This window comes from Streptococcus halitosis (assembly GCF_023147855.1).
Taxonomy (GTDB): Bacteria; Bacillota; Bacilli; order Lactobacillales; family Streptococcaceae; genus Streptococcus; species Streptococcus halitosis_B.
This window is the reverse complement of record NZ_JAHXOP010000003.1, coordinates 82,207-99,619: the sequence shown is the minus strand read 5'-3', so window position 1 is coordinate 99,619 and position 17,413 is coordinate 82,207. Positions and strand designations below refer to the sequence as shown.

Genomic DNA, 17,413 nt, shown 5'->3' with positions numbered 1-17,413 from the left:
TTTAATCACCCAGCAGCCTTTTTCCTCCTTTCACAAGTGACTTTTCCTTTATTATACAATAAAGTCTTATATTTATATCTGAGTTCCCACAGAATAGATTTTACTTTTAAGAATATTTTAATATTTTAAATTTTCTAAAAGTACTTTCAGGCTTTGGACATAAAAAAGAGAGCTTCTGGGCTCTCTCATTCATTATCTTACGTACTTAAAAGGAATCTCACTGCCACAGAGCCAGTTGTAGACTTGGTCATTGACAAAAACATTCATGGCTTCGTGAGCATACTCTGGCATGATGCGATAGGCCTTGTCGCAAGTTAGGCGGTTGTATATCGCAAACTGGGTAATAGGATAGCAGACATCGTCATCCAAGCCCGTAATCATCTTGACCTCACCTTTGATACGATGGGCAAGATTTTTCACATCGATATAGGCAAGGGTCGCCATGATTTCCTCCTCAGTTTCATGGAAGGGATCGTGGAACTTGAAATATCGGAAAAGTTCATCATAGGCTTCACTGGTATTGCCAATCTCAAGCACTCGTCTAAAGTCTGACAAGAAGGGATAGATGGCAACTGTTTTCTGAATCCGAGGATTGAGCGCTGCTGCAACTAGGGCTAAAGCCCCACCTTGTGAGGCACCATAGCTAGAAAGTCTTTTCTCATCCACCTGAGGCAGACTAGCAATAATTTCAACCAACTGGTAAATATCCAGATAAACATCCTTATAAAAGAGATGTTCACGACCTTCCACAGTACCACGGATGATATGCCCCTTAACCGTATTTCCTAGTGGAGAGCGCAAGCCGTCTTGAGAATAGCCCGACTGACCACGAACGTCCATGGAAACAACACCGTAACCAGCCACAGTATAGGCCAGCATGTCGGCCCAGTCCCAGCCACGTCCCATATAGCCATGAAAGTGGAAGATTAACGGAACTTTCTCCTCACTCTTTGGCAGGACGACGCGTGCGTAGACCTTGCCTTCATTGCTTCCTTCAAAGGTTAGCTCATAGCACTTGACTTGGGAAATATGGAAATCTCTTTCCTCCAACTGGTAGGCTGGAAGAGATGAAACTTTTTTGACCTCTTCATCCCAGAAAGCATCAAAATCTTCTGGAACCTCATCCCGTCCTAGATAGGTCTTGATTTCTTCTAACAAAGCTGGATTTTTCATAGCATGCTCCTTTAGTTTTGTAATCGCTATCATAACTCTAGCATATCTAGGAAAGCAATGCAAGAAAGAATGGTAAACAGAAAGTGATTTTAAATTCTCCTCCCTGAAACTGATCGTCTGAAAGTAGTTTTAAAATCTTAAACTTCTAATCTTCCGTTTTACATATGATTCTTCACAGCAACTGCTACCATTTTGGCTTTGGCACGGACTTTAGTAGCCACTGTCATCTCCATAGCAATAATTGCTTTTCTTTCCCCTAATTCCTCCAGAGTAGAAGTGACCACAATTTCATCTTCAATTGGACTAGGACTAAGGTAATCAATCTCCAAGTGAGCAGTAATAAAACGTCCTATCACAGTTGATTTCGTCAGTTCCAACCCTTTTTGATGATGGGCAAACCAAGCTGCTGAGGCCGTGCCATGGCAATCAAAAATAGTCGCTATCATTCCTCCAAAGACATTTGATGGAACTCCACCAGTATAAGCATTTTCAAGCTTTATCCGACTAATACAACTCTTTCCATCTATACTTGGATAGGTTTTTAAATGTAAGCCTAAATCATTCTTGGGACCACATCCCCAACAATGCTGAAATCGTTCTCCATACCTATCTTGGATAGCAATCGTTCTTGTTTCTAACATTCTTTTCACTCCTCTTTACTCATATGGGGCATATTATATCAAGCTTCAGTCAAAGAGTAAATAGGCTTGGAGACTAATATCTTTTTATCACTCGACTAAGTTTGATTTATAGTCGACTATTTTATAAAAATAAAAAGAGCGTTTCCGCTCTTCGTGTATCAATAGGTGCTAGCTCCTTTCTCTAGTTTGACGGTTTGCAATTTCTTTTGGTAGGTTACTTTAATCGTCATATGAGAGTCCTCGTTTCTTTTTGATGACTCTAGTATAAGGCCCAAACCTAAAAGCTAGCTTATAGATTTCTTAGAAAAGGCTTAATCCAGATGTTCTCTCTTTTCTAAGTGGAGAGCAATCATGCGCCACTCCGGATCCTCTCGCCAACCTTCTATCGAACTAATGTAGCTGGCAACTTTCCTGGCTTCTTCCAAAATCGGGAAATCTTCGATAATATCAGCCACTTGAAACTCTGGAAGTCCTGACTGTCTGGTTCCAAAAATCTCACCAGAACCACGCATTTTCAAATCTTCCTCCGCAAGGACAAATCCATTAGTCGTTTCTGTCATGATGCGCATGCGATCTTTCCCAGAATCCGTCTTGGGATTAGCCACAAGAACAGCATAGGACTGCTTGTCCCCCCGACCAACACGACCTCTGAGCTGGTGAAGCTGGCTGAGGCCGAAGCGATCGGCATCCATGATAATCATGACGGTCGCATTGGGAACATTAACCCCAACCTCGATAACCGTCGTCGAAACCAGAATATCCGTTTTTCTCTCTTTGAACTCCTGCATAATCTGGTCTTTTTCGTCACTCTTCATCTTGCCATGTAGGAGGGCTACTTCTGCCTTACCAGTAAAATGAGCCGTCAACTCTTCTGATAAGGCAATGGCATTTTTCAGATCCAGAGCTTCAGATTCCTCAATCAAGGGAGAGATGACGTAGGCTTGCGAACCTTTTTGGATTTCCCCCTCTAACCAAGTCAAGACCTGAGGCAACTGCTCATGCTTAATCCAGCGAGTCACAATAGGCTTCCGACCTGCTGGCATCTGGTCGATAATGGAAACATCCATATCGCCAAAGGCTGTGATAGCCAGCGTCCGTGGAATGGGCGTCGCCGTCATCATGAGAACATCAGGATTGTCCCCTTTTTCCCGTAAAATACGCCTTTGCCCCACACCAAAACGGTGCTGCTCATCGATGATAATCAAACCAAGACGAGCATAATCAACCCCATCCTGTATCAGAGCATGGGTTCCGATAATCAAATCAGCCTCACCCTTGGCAATGGTCTCTAAAACTTCTCTTTTTTCTACAGCTTTTAAGGAACCTGTCAAGAGAGCCAGTTTCAAGTCTGGAAAAAGGTTCTGTAAACTCTCAAAGTGTTGCTCTGCTAGGATTTCTGTCGGTACCATGAGGGCCGCCTGGTAGCCAGCCGTCACCGCCGCAAACATGGCCAAGCCAGCGACGACTGTTTTTCCGCTCCCCACATCCCCTTGTAAGAGACGATTCATGTGGTGGTCCGACTTCATGTCGGCCAAAATTTCCCGCAAACTCTTTTCCTGAGCTTGAGTCAGGGCAAAAGGCAGACTTTCTTTAACGGCTGTCACTTTTTCCTGAGACCAATTCAGAACCAGACCGCTTCCCTGAACTCTATTTTCAGACTTGAGCGTCTGCAACTGCATCTGAAAATAAAAGAGTTCCTCAAACTTGATACGGCGAAGGGCCTGCTTGTATTCTGCCAAATCCTTAGGAAAATGCATGGCACGGACAGCCTGACAACGGGACATGAGTTTGTATTTATCAAGTAAAGACTGAGGCAGATTTTCCTCAATCAAAAGGTCCAATCCCTGATCAAAAGCCGTCTTGATGACCTTGACCAGACTGGCCTGACTGATTCCCTGAGCCAGTCGATAAACAGGTTGGAGGTCATCTTCCACCTGAGCCAGAACCTTCATCCCAGTCAGACTGGCCTTAGCACGGTCCCATTTCCCAAAGACAGCAAGGGTTGCACCCAACTCTATCTTATCAGCCAGATAGGGTTGGTTAAAAAAATTCACCGCAAAAACGACTTCTCCCTGCTTGAGGCTAAAACGTAGGCGATTGCGCTTGAAACCATAATACTGGACACTGGCAGGGGTCACGACTTGACCAGACAGAACCGCCTTTTCCCCATCTTCCAGGTCTAGCACCTGCTTGGTCTTAAAGTCTTCATAACGGAAAGGAAAGTAGAGCAAGAGGTCTTGCAAGTTTTCAATTCCTAGTTTGGCGTATTTCTCTGCTGACTTTGGCCCCACACCAGGTAAGACATGCAAGGGTTGGTGTAGATTCATGCTCCACTCCTTTCTTTTTAATGATATTCTCTCGGAATGCGGTCGCTGAGGAGGCAAACCACCTCATAGTTAATAGTTCCACGATAGGTCGCTACCTGAGTAGCTGTGATTTCCTTGCCACCGTTTGTGCCGATCAGGGTTACTTTTGTTCCTAGCGGATAAATCTTAGGCAGACGAATGGTGATTTGGTCCATAGATACTCGTCCGACGATTGGGCAAGCTTGGCCATCTACCAAGACAGAGAAATTTTGCATGTCTCGTGTCCAACCATCCGCATAGCCGATTGGCACCGTCGCAATGACTTGTTCACTATCGGCTTGATAAGTCGCTCCATAGCCCATGCAAGCTCCAGCTGAAACTGTCTTGACATGAACAAGGGCAGACTCCAAACTCAAGGCTGGAGTCAAATCATAGGGTAAGTTCAAGACCTCTCCACTTGGATTGAGACCATACATGGCATCTCCCATACGGACTGCATTGAAAATAGTCTCTGCATGCCAGAGGGTCGTTGCCGAATTGCTGGAATGAACCAGCTCTGGAACTTCCTTCATACTTGCCAAAATAGCTTTAAAGCATTCTAACTGGGTATTAAAGTAGGTATCTGATTCCTCATCTGCAGTCGCAAAGTGGGTAAAAATTCCCTCAATACGAGCGCCGTGTTGTTGGAGCAAGGCATGAGCCTGATCCGCTTCACTGGCTTCTCTAAAACCAATTCGTCCCATTCCTGAATCAATCTTGAGGTGGACAGTTAAGCCAGATAAATCTGTCTCCCTAGCTAAGAGCGCTTGAATCCACTCCAGCCCAGCCACTGTCATGGTGATGTCGTATTCTTTAGCTAGGTCAACGGCTTCTAGCTCAGAAACTCCTAAGATGAGAATTTTCTTGTTAAGTCCAGCCTGACGAAGTTCAATAGCTTCATCAATATTGGAAACGCAAAATCCATCAACAACATCCTGGATCGCCGTTGCAACAGCTACCGCCCCATGTCCATAAGCATTAGCCTTGACTACTGCAAATTTGAGCGTACCATTAGGGATATGACTTCCCATTTGTTGTATATTTTGTCGAATAGCTCCCAAACGAATCAGAGCCTTGGTTGGTCTATGTAGACTAGCTTTCATGATTTTCCTCCAAAATGACACTGGCTGTCACAAACTGATCTGTATGGCTAATTGACAGCCAAATTTTTCCTGAAAATGGTGACTGACTAAAATAGGGAGCCCCTCTTTCATTGTTCAAGACTTCCAAATCCTGAAAGGTCAGTTTGCCAATTCCTGTCCCCATAGCCTTGGAAAAGGCCTCCTTAGCCGACCAGCGGCCTGCCAAGTATTCAATCTGTCTGCGCCCTTTGAGACTGGTAAAACGCTCCATTTCTTTAGGGGTCAGCACGCGCTTAGCAAAGCCCTCACGTCGTGTAACTGCGTTTTCTATCGAAGCCAATTCTTCGATGTCAATTCCGTGTCCAACTATCATACTCACAAAAGGAGTTGAGATTCCCCCAACTCCATCCTTTTCACTTATTTTGTTAAGGTAGTATAAATTTCTTCTACCAAGGCTACTGTATTCTCCCAACCTAGACAAGGGTCAGTTATGGAGCAGCCAAAGACCTCTGGTTGATTTTGGCGGCCATCTGCTAGGTATGATTCGATCATAAAGCCTCGAACCGTCTTTTTAATCTTTTCATTCCAGTCACGATTCAGCAAGGCTTGACGAACAATGCGAATTTGTTCCATATACTGCTTGCCCGAATTGTCATGGTTGGTATCGATGATAATGAAGGGATTTTCAAGTCCCATAGTCTCATAGCGATTGATGGCATTTAAGAGGGTTTCATAGTAGAAGTTGGGTTCATTTTTACCATATTCGTTCATGGCGCCACGAAGGATAACGTGGGCCAAGGGATTTCCTGAAGTTTCCACTTCTTGGCCATGGTAAAGGAAGGTTTGCTTGTTTTGAGCTGCATATATGGCATTAAACATGACCCCAAGGTTCCCAGATGTTGGATTTTTCATCCCAACTGGAGCATCAATTCCAGAAGCTACAAAGCGGTGTTCTTGGTCTTCCACTGAACGAGCCCCTACAGCATGGTAGCTGACCAGATCATCAACCAAAACGAGATTTGACGGGTAGAGCATCTCATCAGCTGTCGTCAAACCCGTTTCGGTAATCACACGGTAGTGGAGCTGACGAACAGCCTGCAAACCATTAATCAAGCTTGGAGCTTTCGAAGTATCGGGCTGATGAACCAGACCCTTATAGCCATCTCCATTGGTACGAGGTTTAGCTGTATAGACACGCATGACGATAAAAATTTTATCCGCAACTTTTTTCTGCAAGTCTGCTAAGCGACGAGCATATTCGAGTACTGCTTCTTCATTATCCGATGAGCAAGGCCCCATCACCAAAAGGATTCGGTCATCCTCACCTGAGATGATGGCTGCCAACTCTCTATCGCGGACTTCTTTCTTTCGCAAGGCTTCAGGTGACAACTGGGTCTCAGCCTTGATTGCTTCAATATCAATTTCTTGACCTTTTTCGATAAATGCCATCTTACTCTCCTAGCGTTTGGTAAATTTCGCGAACAAGTGCTTCTGTATTGTCCCAGCCTAGACACGGATCTGTAATGGACTTACCAAAAACTTCAGGTTCATTTTGACGTCCATCTTCTAGATAGGACTCAATCATAAAACCACGAACGTATTTCTTGATTTTCTCATTCCAGTCACGGTTAATCAAGGTCTGACGAACGATACGGATTTGATCCATGTACTGCTTGCCTGAATTGTCATGATTGGTATCAATGATGATAAAGGGATTTTCTAAGCCCATCTTTTCATACTGGGCAATGGTATCCATCAAATTGTCATAGTAGTAGTTAGGAATATTTTTCCCGTATTCATTCAAGGCACCGCGAAGAATTGCGTGGGACAATGGATTCCCCGTTGTTTCCACCTCTTTACCGAGGAAGAGGAAACTCTGTTTATTTTGCGCTGCATAAATCCCGTTAAACATAACATTGAGATTTCCAGATGTGGGATTTTTAAATCCTGTTGAGAAATCTGCTCCGCTCGCTACAAAACGGTGCTGTTGATCCTCTACAGAACGAGCTCCAACAGCCATATAAGAAATCAAATCATCCACTAGCGGAAGATTTTCAGGATAAAGCATCTCATCAGCTGTTGTCATCCCCGTTTCAGAAATAACTCGGTAATGTAAATGACGAACAGCCTTGATCCCATTGATCAAGCTAGGAGCTTCTTTAGCATTTGGTTGATGAATCAATCCCTTATAGCCGTCTCCATTGGTACGAGGTTTAGCTGTATAGACACGCATGACCATAAAAATACGGTCTTTGACCTCTTCTTGCAAGGCAGATAGACGCTTGGCAAACTCGAGAACTGCCTCTTCATTATCAGATGAACATGGTCCAATCACCAAAAGAACACGCTGGTCTTCTCCACGGATGATAGCTTCCAATTCCTGATCACGTTGTTTTTTTCTCGCAAGAGCCGCCCCCTCTAATTTAGACAAGGCGCGAACTTCTTCAATGTTAATTTTAGGACTTTTAGCTTTAAATACCATGATTCATCTCCTTATAAAGCAAACGGACACCAAGCAAAAAATGATTTTTACCAGGTATCCGCCTGTATCTTATCTCATATTATTGTCTCTTACCATGACAGTTCTTGAATTTCTTACCTGATCCACATGGGCATTGGTCGTTTCGTCCGATTTGGCTCAAGTCCACATCTTTTGGAAGCTGAGTCTGCTGCGCTGCGATATTACGAGTCGCAGTTGTACTGATATTGTGTTCAGTTTGAGGACGTTCCTGTTCGTGGATTTGTGCTTTCATCATCAAGCGAGTTACATCGAATTCAATCGATCCAATCATGTCATTAAACATGCGGAAACCTTCTGCTTGATATTCTACAACAGGGTTGTTTTGGGCATATCCACGAAGACCAACAGCATTTCGCAACTGGTCAAGAGCATCGATATGGTCTGTCCACTTGTTGTCTACAACACGTAGAATCAAGACCTTCTGGAACTCTTTCACTGCTTCTTCATCACGAAGTTTGGCAACTTGGCTATCATAAACCTTCAATGCACGTTGGTACAGTTCATCTTTGATGGCCTGATCTGACAGACCTACAAAATCTGAACGGCTGATTGAATCTTCTGGAAGCAAGTTATACTTAGCAAAGTTCAGGATTGCTTCCAGTTTTTCATCTTCTTTCGAACGAGCATGTGCATCTACGATTCGGCCAATGGTACGACGGATCATAGCATGGATTTCAGGTGCCAAGTCACGATCTGCAGTAATGACATCATAACGTTGTGCATAGATGATTTCACGTTGTTCACGCATAACGTCGTCATATTGAAGGACTTGTTTACGAGTGTCGTAGTTGTTTCCTTCGACACGTTTTTGAGCTGCTTCCACTTGACGCGTTAACATGCGAGATTCGATGGCTTCATCAGACATGTTAAGACGTTCAAAGACACCTTTCAAACGTTCTGAACCGAAACGTTTCATCAAATCATCTTCAAGAGACAAGTAGAATTGTGACTCACCTGGGTCCCCTTGACGCCCTGAACGTCCACGAAGCTGATTATCAATACGGCGACTTTCGTGGCGCTCTGTACCAATGACACAAAGTCCACCAAGTTCACGAACCCCTTCGCCAAGCTTGATATCGGTACCACGACCGGCCATGTTGGTTGCGATAGTAACTGCGCCACGCTGACCAGCGTTCATGATGATTTGCGCTTCCCTGTAGTGGTTCTTCGCATTCAAGACTTCGTGAGGAACACCTGCCTCTACCAGTTTCTTAGAAAGAAAGTCACTCGTTTCAACTGCAACTGTACCTACCAAGACCGGTTGACCTTTTTGGTGACGAGCTTTTACATCCTCAACTACAGCCTTAAACTTCGCATCAAGACTGGCATAGAGAAGGTCTGAGTGGTCGATACGTTGGATTGGACGGTTGGTTGGGATTGGGATAACACGAATGTTGTAAATTTCGCGAAATTCTTCTTCTTCTGTTTTACCAGTACCTGTCATACCTGCCAATTTCTTATACATACGGAAGAGGTTTTGGTAGGTGATAGAAGCTGAAGTCTTAGTCTCATCCTGGATTGGCACACCTTCTTTGGCTTCAATCGCTTGGTGCAAGCCGTCAGAGTAACGACGACCTTCCATGGTACGACCTGTAAATTGGTCGACGATCAAGATTTCTTGTTCTTCGCTAACCACATAGTCGATATCAAGAATCATGATATAGTTGGCACGGAGGGCATTGTCGATAAAGTGGGTAAGAGCTACGTTTTCGACATCATAGAGATTTTCTAGTTTGAAATAGCTCTCAGCCTTGTCAATCCCAGAATCAGACAAACCGATCGTCTTAGACTGAATGTCAATAATATAGTCATCCTTATCCAAAGACTTCACAAAATGATCCGCCATATGGTAGAGTTGGCTAGTCTCAACTGCATTGGCACCTGAAACGATCAAAGGAGTACGGGCTTCATCGATCAAGATCGAGTCAACCTCATCGACCAAGGCATAGTTAAGCGGACGCTGTACCATGTTTTCTGCACGAACGACCATATTGTCACGAAGGTAGTCAAAACCAATCTCTGAGTTGGTTGAGTAGGTGATATCACAGAGGTACGCTTCTTTTTTCTCCATTGGAGATTTGGCTGCCAAGTTGATCCCTACTGATAGACCGAGCCATGAGTACAACTCACCCATCTCAGTCGCGTCACGTTCTGTTAGGTATTCGTTGACTGTAACTACGTGAACCCCTTTACCTGCAAGGGCATTGAGGTACACCGGCATGGTCGCCGTCAAGGTCTTCCCTTCACCGGTACGCATCTCTGGAACGTCACCATGGTGAAGAACAATCCCACCCATGACCTGAACCTTATAAGGGAAAAGCCCGAGGACACGTTTTGCTGCTTCACGAACTACCGCAAAAGCTTCATATAGTAGTGAATCAAGTGATTCACCCTTGTTGTAACGTTCTTTAAATTCGTCAGTTTTTGCTTTTAGCTCTTCGTCTGACATCGCAGCCATTTGGCTCTCATAATTAAGAACCTTATCAGCCATCTTTTCTAGACGGCGAAGTTCTCCTTTATCATTTTCAATAATCGTTTTTAAAATATTAGCCATGATTTTCCTTACTTTTTATTCTGAATATTTTAGAATGTTCTTTTCATTTTAGCATATTTACTGTTATTTTTCAAGAAAGAATCCTTGTTTTACAAAGGGGAAAAAAGGACTAGCTACTAGTCTAGTCCTTCATTTTTTAATGTTTAATTTCCCAAGAATACAGGCAGTATCCCAAAATACCAAAAGAGATTGATCCAGAAGGCCAAGCAAAAGATAATTCCAAAGATGAGAAGACTGATTTTTTTAATCAGCACGGAGTATAGGATGGATAAAACGCCAAAGACCACGAAGAGTTTTTTCATAACGAAATAATATACTGAAATTCCTCCTATTTGCCAATCCCAAGGAAGGAAAAACATGAGGAACCAGAGAAGGCAAATCGTAAGGATATATCTCTTGTAGTGCGCTTCAAGAAAGGCTTTTGTTTTCTCCATAGCAAACCTCCATTTGAGTCACTGTCTCTTCCCTTTTATTATACCAAAAAAACCTAGAAAAAGCTTTCCAGGTTCGGTTTGAAATCACTAGTCATACTAGAGAAATTCCTTTATTCATAGGCTGATTCACTTTATTGACTGGATGAAGAGGTTCCAAAATCGACCTTAGGAACTGTCTTGGCTTCTTCTGTTTCTTTGAAGGTTTCAGCTTCTTTGAAGTTCATCATATTCGCAAAAAGCACGGTTGGAAAACTTCTCAACTTTTGATTGTACTCAGCTGCAACCTTATTATAGTCCTTGCGTGCTACAAAAATACGATTTTCACTGCCTGAAAGTTCGACCATTAGTTGCTCAACATTTTGATTGCTCTTGAGTTCTGGATAATTCTCCGTCAAGGAAATCAAGCGGGAAAGAGCAGAGCTCAATTCTCCCTGAGCCTTTTGATTTTCTTCCGAGGTTACTGAGCTACTACCGATTTTAGCTCTAGCATCAGCAATCTTGGTAAAGACTTCGGTTTCATGATTCATTTGTCCTTTAACGGACTCCACCAAGTTACCAATCAAGTCCGAACGACGTTGGAGGGCTGTCGAGACATCGGCCTGAGCCTGCTCCACTTTAGTCTGTTCACCAACCAGACCATTATAGGTCGTCACTGCGGAACAACTTCCCAGAATTAGTAGTCCAAAGAAAATCGCCACTATTGAGAGAATTACTTTATTTTGTTTCATATCAAAACCTTAACACTTTCTTTTATCAACTTTTCTGAGAAAATACTCAGATTTTAAATCAATTTCCCAAACTTTGTTTTTATTTTTAATTAAGGAGTAAACTCTTGCAAAGGAGTCACCTTACTGTATGGAGAAATCGGTTTGAGCAATATATGATCACTCACCAGTCATCAGACGAACCACCGCCATCAAAGCCACCGCCGTCCCAGCCTCCAGATGAGTCGGAGCCCGAATCAGACCAAGAGGAACCTGAGTCTGATGAATCACCGCCCCACCAGCCACCGCCAGAATCATCGCCATGTGAACCGCCACCACGACCTCCAGATATAAAGCCGATAATCATCAGGATGAAGTAAATGAGAATTCCAAATCCGATAACTCCGTCACTCGAACTGCTTTTTCGATGCCGTCGTGAAGAACTCCTCTCACCAGCATACCTTTCCAGTTCCCTTAAGCGACTAGAGTTGGTAGTATAGTCGTAACTACTTTTAGAACTTGAAGCAGTCGTACTCGATCCACTATAGAACATGTAGTTGAGATTATTGACTATTGAGAGAACACCCTTGTTATAGTCACCATTTTTAAAGTAAGGACGTGCTGTTGTCAAGAACCTGTGAGTCTGATAGTCCGTGATCTTACTGGCCACATTATTACTGGTTTCAATCCGTGATTTTCTATCCTCAACAGCGACCACAATCAAGGCTCCGTTGTTGTCTCCCGAGTAGCCAATCTTCCAAGCTCTAGCTGTTTCGTTGGCTACAGTTTCGATTGTTTCTCCATCTAGGCTTTTCACAACGTAAACGCCCACTTGGAATTTTTCTGATTTTTTACTATTGACATTATTCAATTCTCGTATCTGACTTATAGTCTCATCCGTTAAATAATGATCCGGGTCATAGATCCCGTACTCAGGTTTTTCAGGTGCTGTAAATGCTGACAAAAAGAGAAAGACCATCAGCAATCCAAGCAAGCGAACCAACAAACTATTTTTAAATAATCTGCTTCTTTTCATAATAACCTCCCTAGTAAAGGAAAATTGATTTAAGGAATTATAGCATTTTGATTTTTACAAAGAAAGTACATTTTCATTACAAATAGATTACAAAAGCTAGGAAAATGATTGAAATTTGATGACAGATTCTCCTCCAATTTGATAGGTTCTTTTCTCCCCTTTTAGTATAGAAAAAAGAAGACTATAAAGTCTTCTTTTAGTTTATTTTTGTAGAAAAACAAGCTAGGCTTACTTACGTTTTCTTGCGATCAAATGAATCGGGGTTCCTTCAAAGACAAAGGCCTTGCGGATTTGATTTTCCAAGAAACGCAGGTAAGAGAAGTGCATGAGTTCTTCTTCGTTGACAAAGATGACAAAGGTTGGTGGCTTGGTTGCCACTTGAGTCGCGTAGAAGATTTTGAGGCGTTTTCCTTTGTCTGTCGGTGTTGGATTGATAGCAATGGCATCCATAATCACATCGTTCAAGACCGCTGATGGGATACGGGTGTTTTGACTCTCGCTAATTTGCTTGATCATCTCAGGCAGTTTATGGAGACGTTGCTTGGTAAGAGCTGATACAAAGACAATCGGTGCGTAAGGCAGGTATTGGAACTGCTCACGGATATCTTCTTCCCATTTTTTCATAGTGTGATTATCTTTTTCAAGAGTATCCCACTTGTTGACCACGATGATCATCCCTTTACCGGCTTCATGGGCAAAACCTGCGATACGCTTGTCGTACTCACGAATACCTTCTTCGGCATTGAGAACCATCAAGACCACATCGGAACGGTCAATAGCACGCATAGCGCGCATGACAGAGTATTTTTCTGTATTTTCATAGACCTTACCAGACTTACGCATACCAGCTGTATCAATCATGGTAAACTCTTGTCCATCCGTATCTGTAAAGTGGGTATCAATGGCATCACGCGTTGTCCCAGCTACTGGGCTGGCAATCACGCGGTCTTCTCCCAAAATGGCGTTGATCAAGCTTGATTTTCCAACGTTAGGACGGCCAATCAAGCTGAATTTAATCACGTCTGGATTTTCTTCTTCAACCTCATTTGGTAGATTTTCCACGATGGCATCGAGCACATCACCTGTTCCGATACCATGGACAGATGAAATTGGCAGCGGTTCACCCAAGCCCAGAGCATAAAAATCATAGATGTCGTTTCGCATCTCAGGATTGTCAACCTTGTTAACCGCAAGGATAACAGGCTTATGGGTTTTATAGAGTTTGCGGGCTACGTACTCGTCCGCATCTGTAATCCCTTCTTTCCCAGACACTACAAAAACGATGACATCAGCTTCTTCCATAGCAATTTCTGCCTGGTGCTTGATTTGCTCCATGAAGGGAGCATCGACGTCGTCAATCCCTCCAGTATCAATCATACTAAAAGAACGGTTAAGCCACTCACCTGTAGCATAGATGCGGTCTCGTGTTACACCTTCAACATCTTCTACGATTGAGATCCGCTCACCAGCGATTCGATTAAATAGGGTTGATTTCCCAACATTGGGACGTCCCACAATGGCAACAGTTGGTAAGGCCATGTTTTCTCACTTTCTACAATAACTTTTTCTGTTCTAGATTCTTCCGAGTTGAACTAGGTTCGGCTTGACCAAACTGCTCTGCCAAACGCTGACTCCAAGAGGTTGTCGCACGCGCACCAGCATAGTCTGCCTGTTCTTGGTCATAGTCAAAAATCGCTTCAACTGGCTGTTCTTTGTATTCTTCTTCAAAAACCACTTGGCTCAAAGGCAGTCTTGGTTTGACATCATGTTGTTGATTTGGCACGCCAAGGGCAATCCCAAAAACGGGATAGGTATAGTCAGGCAAGTTAAAAAGCTCTGCTACCTCTTCCGACTTGTATCGGACCAAACCGATAATCACACCACCATATCCCAGACTCTCAGCCGCAAGCAAGGTATTTTGCCCAGCAAGAGCAGCGTCCACAGACGTGATGAGGAGCCCTTCCACTCCTTGGGGTTGGAAAGTGTCCGTATGAAGGCTTGCTCCCTTTTCAGCTCTGTTTAGGTCCCCAACAAAGAGCAAAAAGGCAGCTGACTGGCGAATGGCTTCCTGAGGAACCAGTTCATATAGGGCATCTTTCTTCTCTTGACTGCGCACAAGAATCACAGAGTAGGATTGGAAATTTTTCCAAGATGACGCCATTTGTCCAGCAGTCAAAATCTCTTCCAAGTCTGCTTGAGGAATTTCTTGCTCCTTAAAGCGACGAACTGAAGTATGAGCTTTCATCAGTTGAATGGTTTCTGTCATCGGCGATTTTCTCCTTCTAGTCTTGTCTCCTCAGCCAAATAACGGATTCGTTCCATGACCCGTCTAGCTTCCCAAGTCTCATCATTTCCATTCTTTCCTTTGGCAAAATGTTTTTCCAAATCTTGAAAATTAAAGTTGGAAGTAAAGAAGGTCGGCAAATCTTCCTGCATACGATACTGGAGAATAACTTGGAGAATCTCATCACGTACCCAAGGTGTTGACTGCTCTGCACCAATATCATCCAAGACCAAGACTTCTGCTAACTTGATCTCATCCACCAAGGTCTTTACAGAGCCTTCACCGATAGCATTTTTTACATCAATGACAAAACTTGGATAGTGGAGAATGGTTGTTGAAGCACCACGTTTTTCAGATAGGTCATGGGCTAAAGCTGCCATCATGAAACTCTTACCGACACCAAAATCCCCATAAAGGTAGAGACCTTTTCGGATACTTGGGTAAAGATCAACAAAGGCATAGAGTCTCTCAAAAATAGGCAAACGTCCTAAGTCATCCAGGTCAATCTGAGCCAATTTCGCTTTCTTGAGACTTGCTGGTAGATTGATCAATTTGAGACGATTCTTAATTGCCGCCTCTTTTTCAGCCGCGATTAGTTCTGGCGTTTCTTCATAAGATACATCTGCATAACCGTGATTCATGACCAAGATAGGCTTGTAGCCACGCGCTATATAGTCAGCATCCCCACGAAGAAACTTATCCCGTTCTGTGATATATTGGTTGAACTTGGAGATACTACGATTTAACTCCTCTTGGCTGAGGGATTCTTTCTGGATAAAAGCCGCTACATCGGGGTCCTTCATGATCTGCTGGACTAGGTCCTGATACTGAAAACGACTTGACTGACGTTTGATTACGTCACCAACACTCTCCATCTAGTCTCCTCCTTCTTCTAATCGGGCTAACATTTCTTGTTTTTTGCGTTCTAGCTCCAGACGAGTTTCCTCACTGGTTTGATTCTTGTATTCTGGATTGCTCCACTTGGGAACATTGGTCTTAGTCGAGCTAGTTTTCGATTTCTGGTCTTCCTGGCCTTTTTGCTGACGCTCTCGAATCCGAAGCACAGCTTCCTCTGCTGTCCGAATCTTGTGATAAGCGTAGTCATTTGCGACCTTCATGGCGTATTTTTCATTGATATTAGCCGAATCAACCTTGTTAAAGGTTAGAAGCAAGATGATATTGATGACTTCGTCTAGCAAGCCTAAAGACGCCATCTGGTGAAGAAGTTCTCTTTCACTCTGCGTGATGTTGCCCTTACGCGTTTGCTTGATTTCCGCTAAAAATTGCAGGGGTGTTTTATTTTTGGCTTCATTGATAATGGTCATTTCTTTGGGACTAAAGTCAGAAGACGCTGGTTTTTGTGCTATCTTTTCACGCATGCGTTTGACAGAAATAACCTGAGCCACTGTAGTCGCCTTGGCTAATTGATAGGTTTCAAACCAAGTCCATTTTTTTTCATCTGCGATGGCAAACAATTCCAAAACATCCGTTTGTTCGTCTTCAAAACGCAAGCCATCTCGAGCCATCAGGCGCTGGAAATGTTCCAAGTCAAAATCATTTTTCATCTTGATTTTAGACTCGATTGGAGTCACTTCTTCAGTCAGGGTTGGAAAGACTTGGCTCAAAGAAACAGAGAGTTCTTCCCCCTCACTTGGAGCCTGCTTCATGGAAGCGACTGCAGTATCCCCAATCTTTTTCTCTAATAATCTGCTATAGACAGAATGACTTAGAAATTCTTGACTGGAGAGGGGAGAATGAAGTTGCAATTCATAAGTTTCCCCCTTCTGATAAAGGGTCAACAAATCCAAAGCAGATAAGACTTTAAAGGATTGGAGCAAGGTCGGCATGCCGAAGTTTAAGTGATTGAGGATATGGGAAAAGAGATGCTCCTTTTGCCCACCATCCCAAAAGGTAATGGTATATAGATAGAGGCTCAGTGCCTCCTGACCGATAATCGGGAGGTAGCACTGCACCAGAGAAGAGGTATCTTGCGACACCCGATTATTCTTTAGAAAAGAAAAACGGTCATTTGGTTTCATCTATTTTTCCTTTTTCTTTTTAGAGGACTGGGTGATTTGCTGGAGCAGGCTCTCCAACTCACTCACATCCTTAAAGCTACGGTAAACACTGGCAAAACGAACATAGGTAATCTCATCCAGCTCTGCCAATTCTTCCATGACTAAGGACCCAATGTATTCACTTTGGATCTCATTCTCACTGCGACTACGGAGTTTTTGCTCGATGCGATTGACCACCATGTTGATTTCATCACTTGACACAGGACGCTTCTGGGCTGAGCGGATAATCCCATTAAAGATTTTATCTCTCGAAAATTGTTCTCGCGTACCGTCTTTTTTGACGACAACCAGCGTTCTTTCTTCTACTCGTTCATAGGTTGTAAAACGATGCTGACACTCGTCGCACTCACGTCTTCGACGGATGGTATTTCCTTCTTCGGCCTGTCGACTATCAACAACACTAGACTTGGTAGCCCCACATTTTGGACAACGCATGCATTTCCCTCCTTGTCGTTTTCTTTTCATTATACCATTTTTTGAGCAATTCCCAAAACAATTCTTATTTTTACTTGACAAGTTTTTTGTTTTATTGTATTATTCAATTAGAACAATAAAGAAAAA

General features: G+C 43.3%; 16 protein-coding genes. All 16 read right to left on the bottom strand.

Going from position 1 to position 17,413, the window contains the following annotated elements; translation table 11 throughout:
• Positions 1-192 precede the first annotated feature (192 nt).
• The 16 genes from KZX55_RS06625 to nrdR all read right to left on the bottom strand — a co-directional run bounded on the left by KZX55_RS06625 (position 193) and on the right by nrdR (position 17,287).
• Positions 193-1,173 (bottom strand): acetylxylan esterase, encoded by a 981-nt coding sequence (locus KZX55_RS06625; protein WP_248025870.1) that lies wholly within the window; start codon positions 1,171-1,173, stop codon positions 193-195.
• A 158-nt stretch (positions 1,174-1,331) separates the two neighbouring features.
• Positions 1,332-1,814 carry a hotdog domain-containing protein gene (locus KZX55_RS06620; RefSeq protein WP_248025868.1) on the bottom strand — a complete coding sequence of 161 codons (483 nt, stop codon included), beginning with the start codon at positions 1,812-1,814 and terminating at the stop codon, positions 1,332-1,334.
• 311 nt (positions 1,815-2,125) lie between these two features.
• Positions 2,126-4,168, bottom strand: coding sequence for an ATP-dependent DNA helicase RecG (gene recG / locus KZX55_RS06615; protein WP_348982756.1), 2,043 nt, complete (start codon positions 4,166-4,168; stop codon positions 2,126-2,128).
• On the bottom strand, positions 4,159-5,262 hold the full coding sequence (gene alr / locus KZX55_RS06610) for an alanine racemase (RefSeq protein WP_248025854.1): 1,104 nt from the start codon (positions 5,260-5,262) through the stop codon (positions 4,159-4,161). The genes recG and alr overlap by 10 nt, the downstream gene beginning before the upstream one ends.
• Positions 5,252-5,614 (bottom strand): holo-ACP synthase, encoded by a 363-nt coding sequence (acpS, locus tag KZX55_RS06605; RefSeq protein ID WP_084856191.1) that lies wholly within the window; start codon positions 5,612-5,614, stop codon positions 5,252-5,254. Before acpS ends, alr begins: the two co-directional genes overlap by 11 nt.
• A gap of 44 nt (positions 5,615-5,658) precedes the next feature.
• A complete protein-coding gene (locus KZX55_RS06600; protein ID WP_084920164.1) occupies positions 5,659-6,690 on the bottom strand; it encodes a 3-deoxy-7-phosphoheptulonate synthase in 1,032 nt (343 codons plus the stop codon).
• Between the two features lies 1 nt (position 6,691).
• Positions 6,692-7,723, bottom strand: a complete 1,032-nt coding sequence (locus KZX55_RS06595; protein WP_248025851.1) for a 3-deoxy-7-phosphoheptulonate synthase — start codon at positions 7,721-7,723, stop codon at positions 6,692-6,694.
• 79 nt (positions 7,724-7,802) lie between these two features.
• On the bottom strand, positions 7,803-10,316 hold the full coding sequence (secA, locus tag KZX55_RS06590) for a preprotein translocase subunit SecA (RefSeq protein ID WP_248025842.1): 2,514 nt from the start codon (positions 10,314-10,316) through the stop codon (positions 7,803-7,805).
• A gap of 143 nt (positions 10,317-10,459) precedes the next feature.
• Positions 10,460-10,750 carry a hypothetical protein gene (locus KZX55_RS06585; RefSeq protein ID WP_061588659.1) on the bottom strand — a complete coding sequence of 97 codons (291 nt, stop codon included), beginning with the start codon at positions 10,748-10,750 and terminating at the stop codon, positions 10,460-10,462.
• Positions 10,751-10,881: 131 nt separating this feature from the next.
• Positions 10,882-11,478 carry a LemA family protein gene (locus KZX55_RS06580; RefSeq protein WP_000812471.1) on the bottom strand — a complete coding sequence of 199 codons (597 nt, stop codon included), beginning with the start codon at positions 11,476-11,478 and terminating at the stop codon, positions 10,882-10,884.
• A gap of 160 nt (positions 11,479-11,638) precedes the next feature.
• Entirely contained in the window at positions 11,639-12,490 is an 852-nt protein-coding gene (locus KZX55_RS06575) for a TPM domain-containing protein (RefSeq protein ID WP_248025835.1), read from the bottom strand.
• Between the two features lie 228 nt (positions 12,491-12,718).
• Complete coding sequence (gene der / locus KZX55_RS06570; protein WP_084920172.1) at positions 12,719-14,029, bottom strand: ribosome biogenesis GTPase Der; 1,311 nt, start codon at positions 14,027-14,029, stop codon at positions 12,719-12,721.
• Between the two features lie 13 nt (positions 14,030-14,042).
• The gene (locus KZX55_RS06565; protein ID WP_248025834.1) at positions 14,043-14,756 is read right to left on the bottom strand and encodes an NADPH-dependent oxidoreductase; all 714 of its coding nucleotides are present in this window, start codon (positions 14,754-14,756) and stop codon (positions 14,043-14,045) included.
• On the bottom strand, positions 14,753-15,649 hold the full coding sequence (gene dnaI / locus KZX55_RS06560) for a primosomal protein DnaI (RefSeq protein ID WP_248025833.1): 897 nt from the start codon (positions 15,647-15,649) through the stop codon (positions 14,753-14,755). The genes KZX55_RS06565 and dnaI overlap by 4 nt, the downstream gene beginning before the upstream one ends.
• Positions 15,650-16,813, bottom strand: coding sequence for a DnaD domain protein (locus KZX55_RS06555; protein ID WP_248025830.1), 1,164 nt, complete (start codon positions 16,811-16,813; stop codon positions 15,650-15,652).
• Positions 16,814-17,287, bottom strand: a complete 474-nt coding sequence (gene nrdR / locus KZX55_RS06550) for a transcriptional regulator NrdR (protein WP_001203678.1) — start codon at positions 17,285-17,287, stop codon at positions 16,814-16,816. It lies immediately after the preceding gene.
• Positions 17,288-17,413: the final 126 nt, after the last annotated feature.

Bases quoted from the DNA above. Each gene is read 5' to 3' on its own strand.
- KZX55_RS06575 (WP_248025835.1), bottom strand. From the start codon at position 12,490: ATGAAAAGAAGCAGATTATTTAAAAATAGTTTGTTGGTTCGCTTGCTT.
- KZX55_RS06555 (WP_248025830.1), bottom strand. From the start codon at position 16,813: ATGAAACCAAATGACCGTTTTTCTTTTCTAAAGAATAATCGGGTGTCG.
- KZX55_RS06585 (WP_061588659.1), bottom strand. From the start codon at position 10,750: ATGGAGAAAACAAAAGCCTTTCTTGAAGCGCACTACAAGAGATATATC.
- alr (WP_248025854.1), bottom strand. From the start codon at position 5,262: ATGAAAGCTAGTCTACATAGACCAACCAAGGCTCTGATTCGTTTGGGA.
- dnaI (WP_248025833.1), bottom strand. From the start codon at position 15,649: ATGGAGAGTGTTGGTGACGTAATCAAACGTCAGTCAAGTCGTTTTCAG.
- der (WP_084920172.1), bottom strand. From the start codon at position 14,029: ATGGCCTTACCAACTGTTGCCATTGTGGGACGTCCCAATGTTGGGAAA.
- secA (WP_248025842.1), bottom strand. From the start codon at position 10,316: ATGGCTAATATTTTAAAAACGATTATTGAAAATGATAAAGGAGAACTT.
- KZX55_RS06625 (WP_248025870.1), bottom strand. From the start codon at position 1,173: ATGAAAAATCCAGCTTTGTTAGAAGAAATCAAGACCTATCTAGGACGG.
- nrdR (WP_001203678.1), bottom strand. From the start codon at position 17,287: ATGCGTTGTCCAAAATGTGGGGCTACCAAGTCTAGTGTTGTTGATAGT.
- KZX55_RS06580 (WP_000812471.1), bottom strand. From the start codon at position 11,478: ATGAAACAAAATAAAGTAATTCTCTCAATAGTGGCGATTTTCTTTGGA.
- KZX55_RS06620 (WP_248025868.1), bottom strand. From the start codon at position 1,814: ATGTTAGAAACAAGAACGATTGCTATCCAAGATAGGTATGGAGAACGA.
- acpS (WP_084856191.1), bottom strand. From the start codon at position 5,614: ATGATAGTTGGACACGGAATTGACATCGAAGAATTGGCTTCGATAGAA.
- KZX55_RS06565 (WP_248025834.1), bottom strand. From the start codon at position 14,756: ATGACAGAAACCATTCAACTGATGAAAGCTCATACTTCAGTTCGTCGC.
- KZX55_RS06600 (WP_084920164.1), bottom strand. From the start codon at position 6,690: ATGGCATTTATCGAAAAAGGTCAAGAAATTGATATTGAAGCAATCAAG.
- KZX55_RS06595 (WP_248025851.1), bottom strand. From the start codon at position 7,723: ATGGTATTTAAAGCTAAAAGTCCTAAAATTAACATTGAAGAAGTTCGC.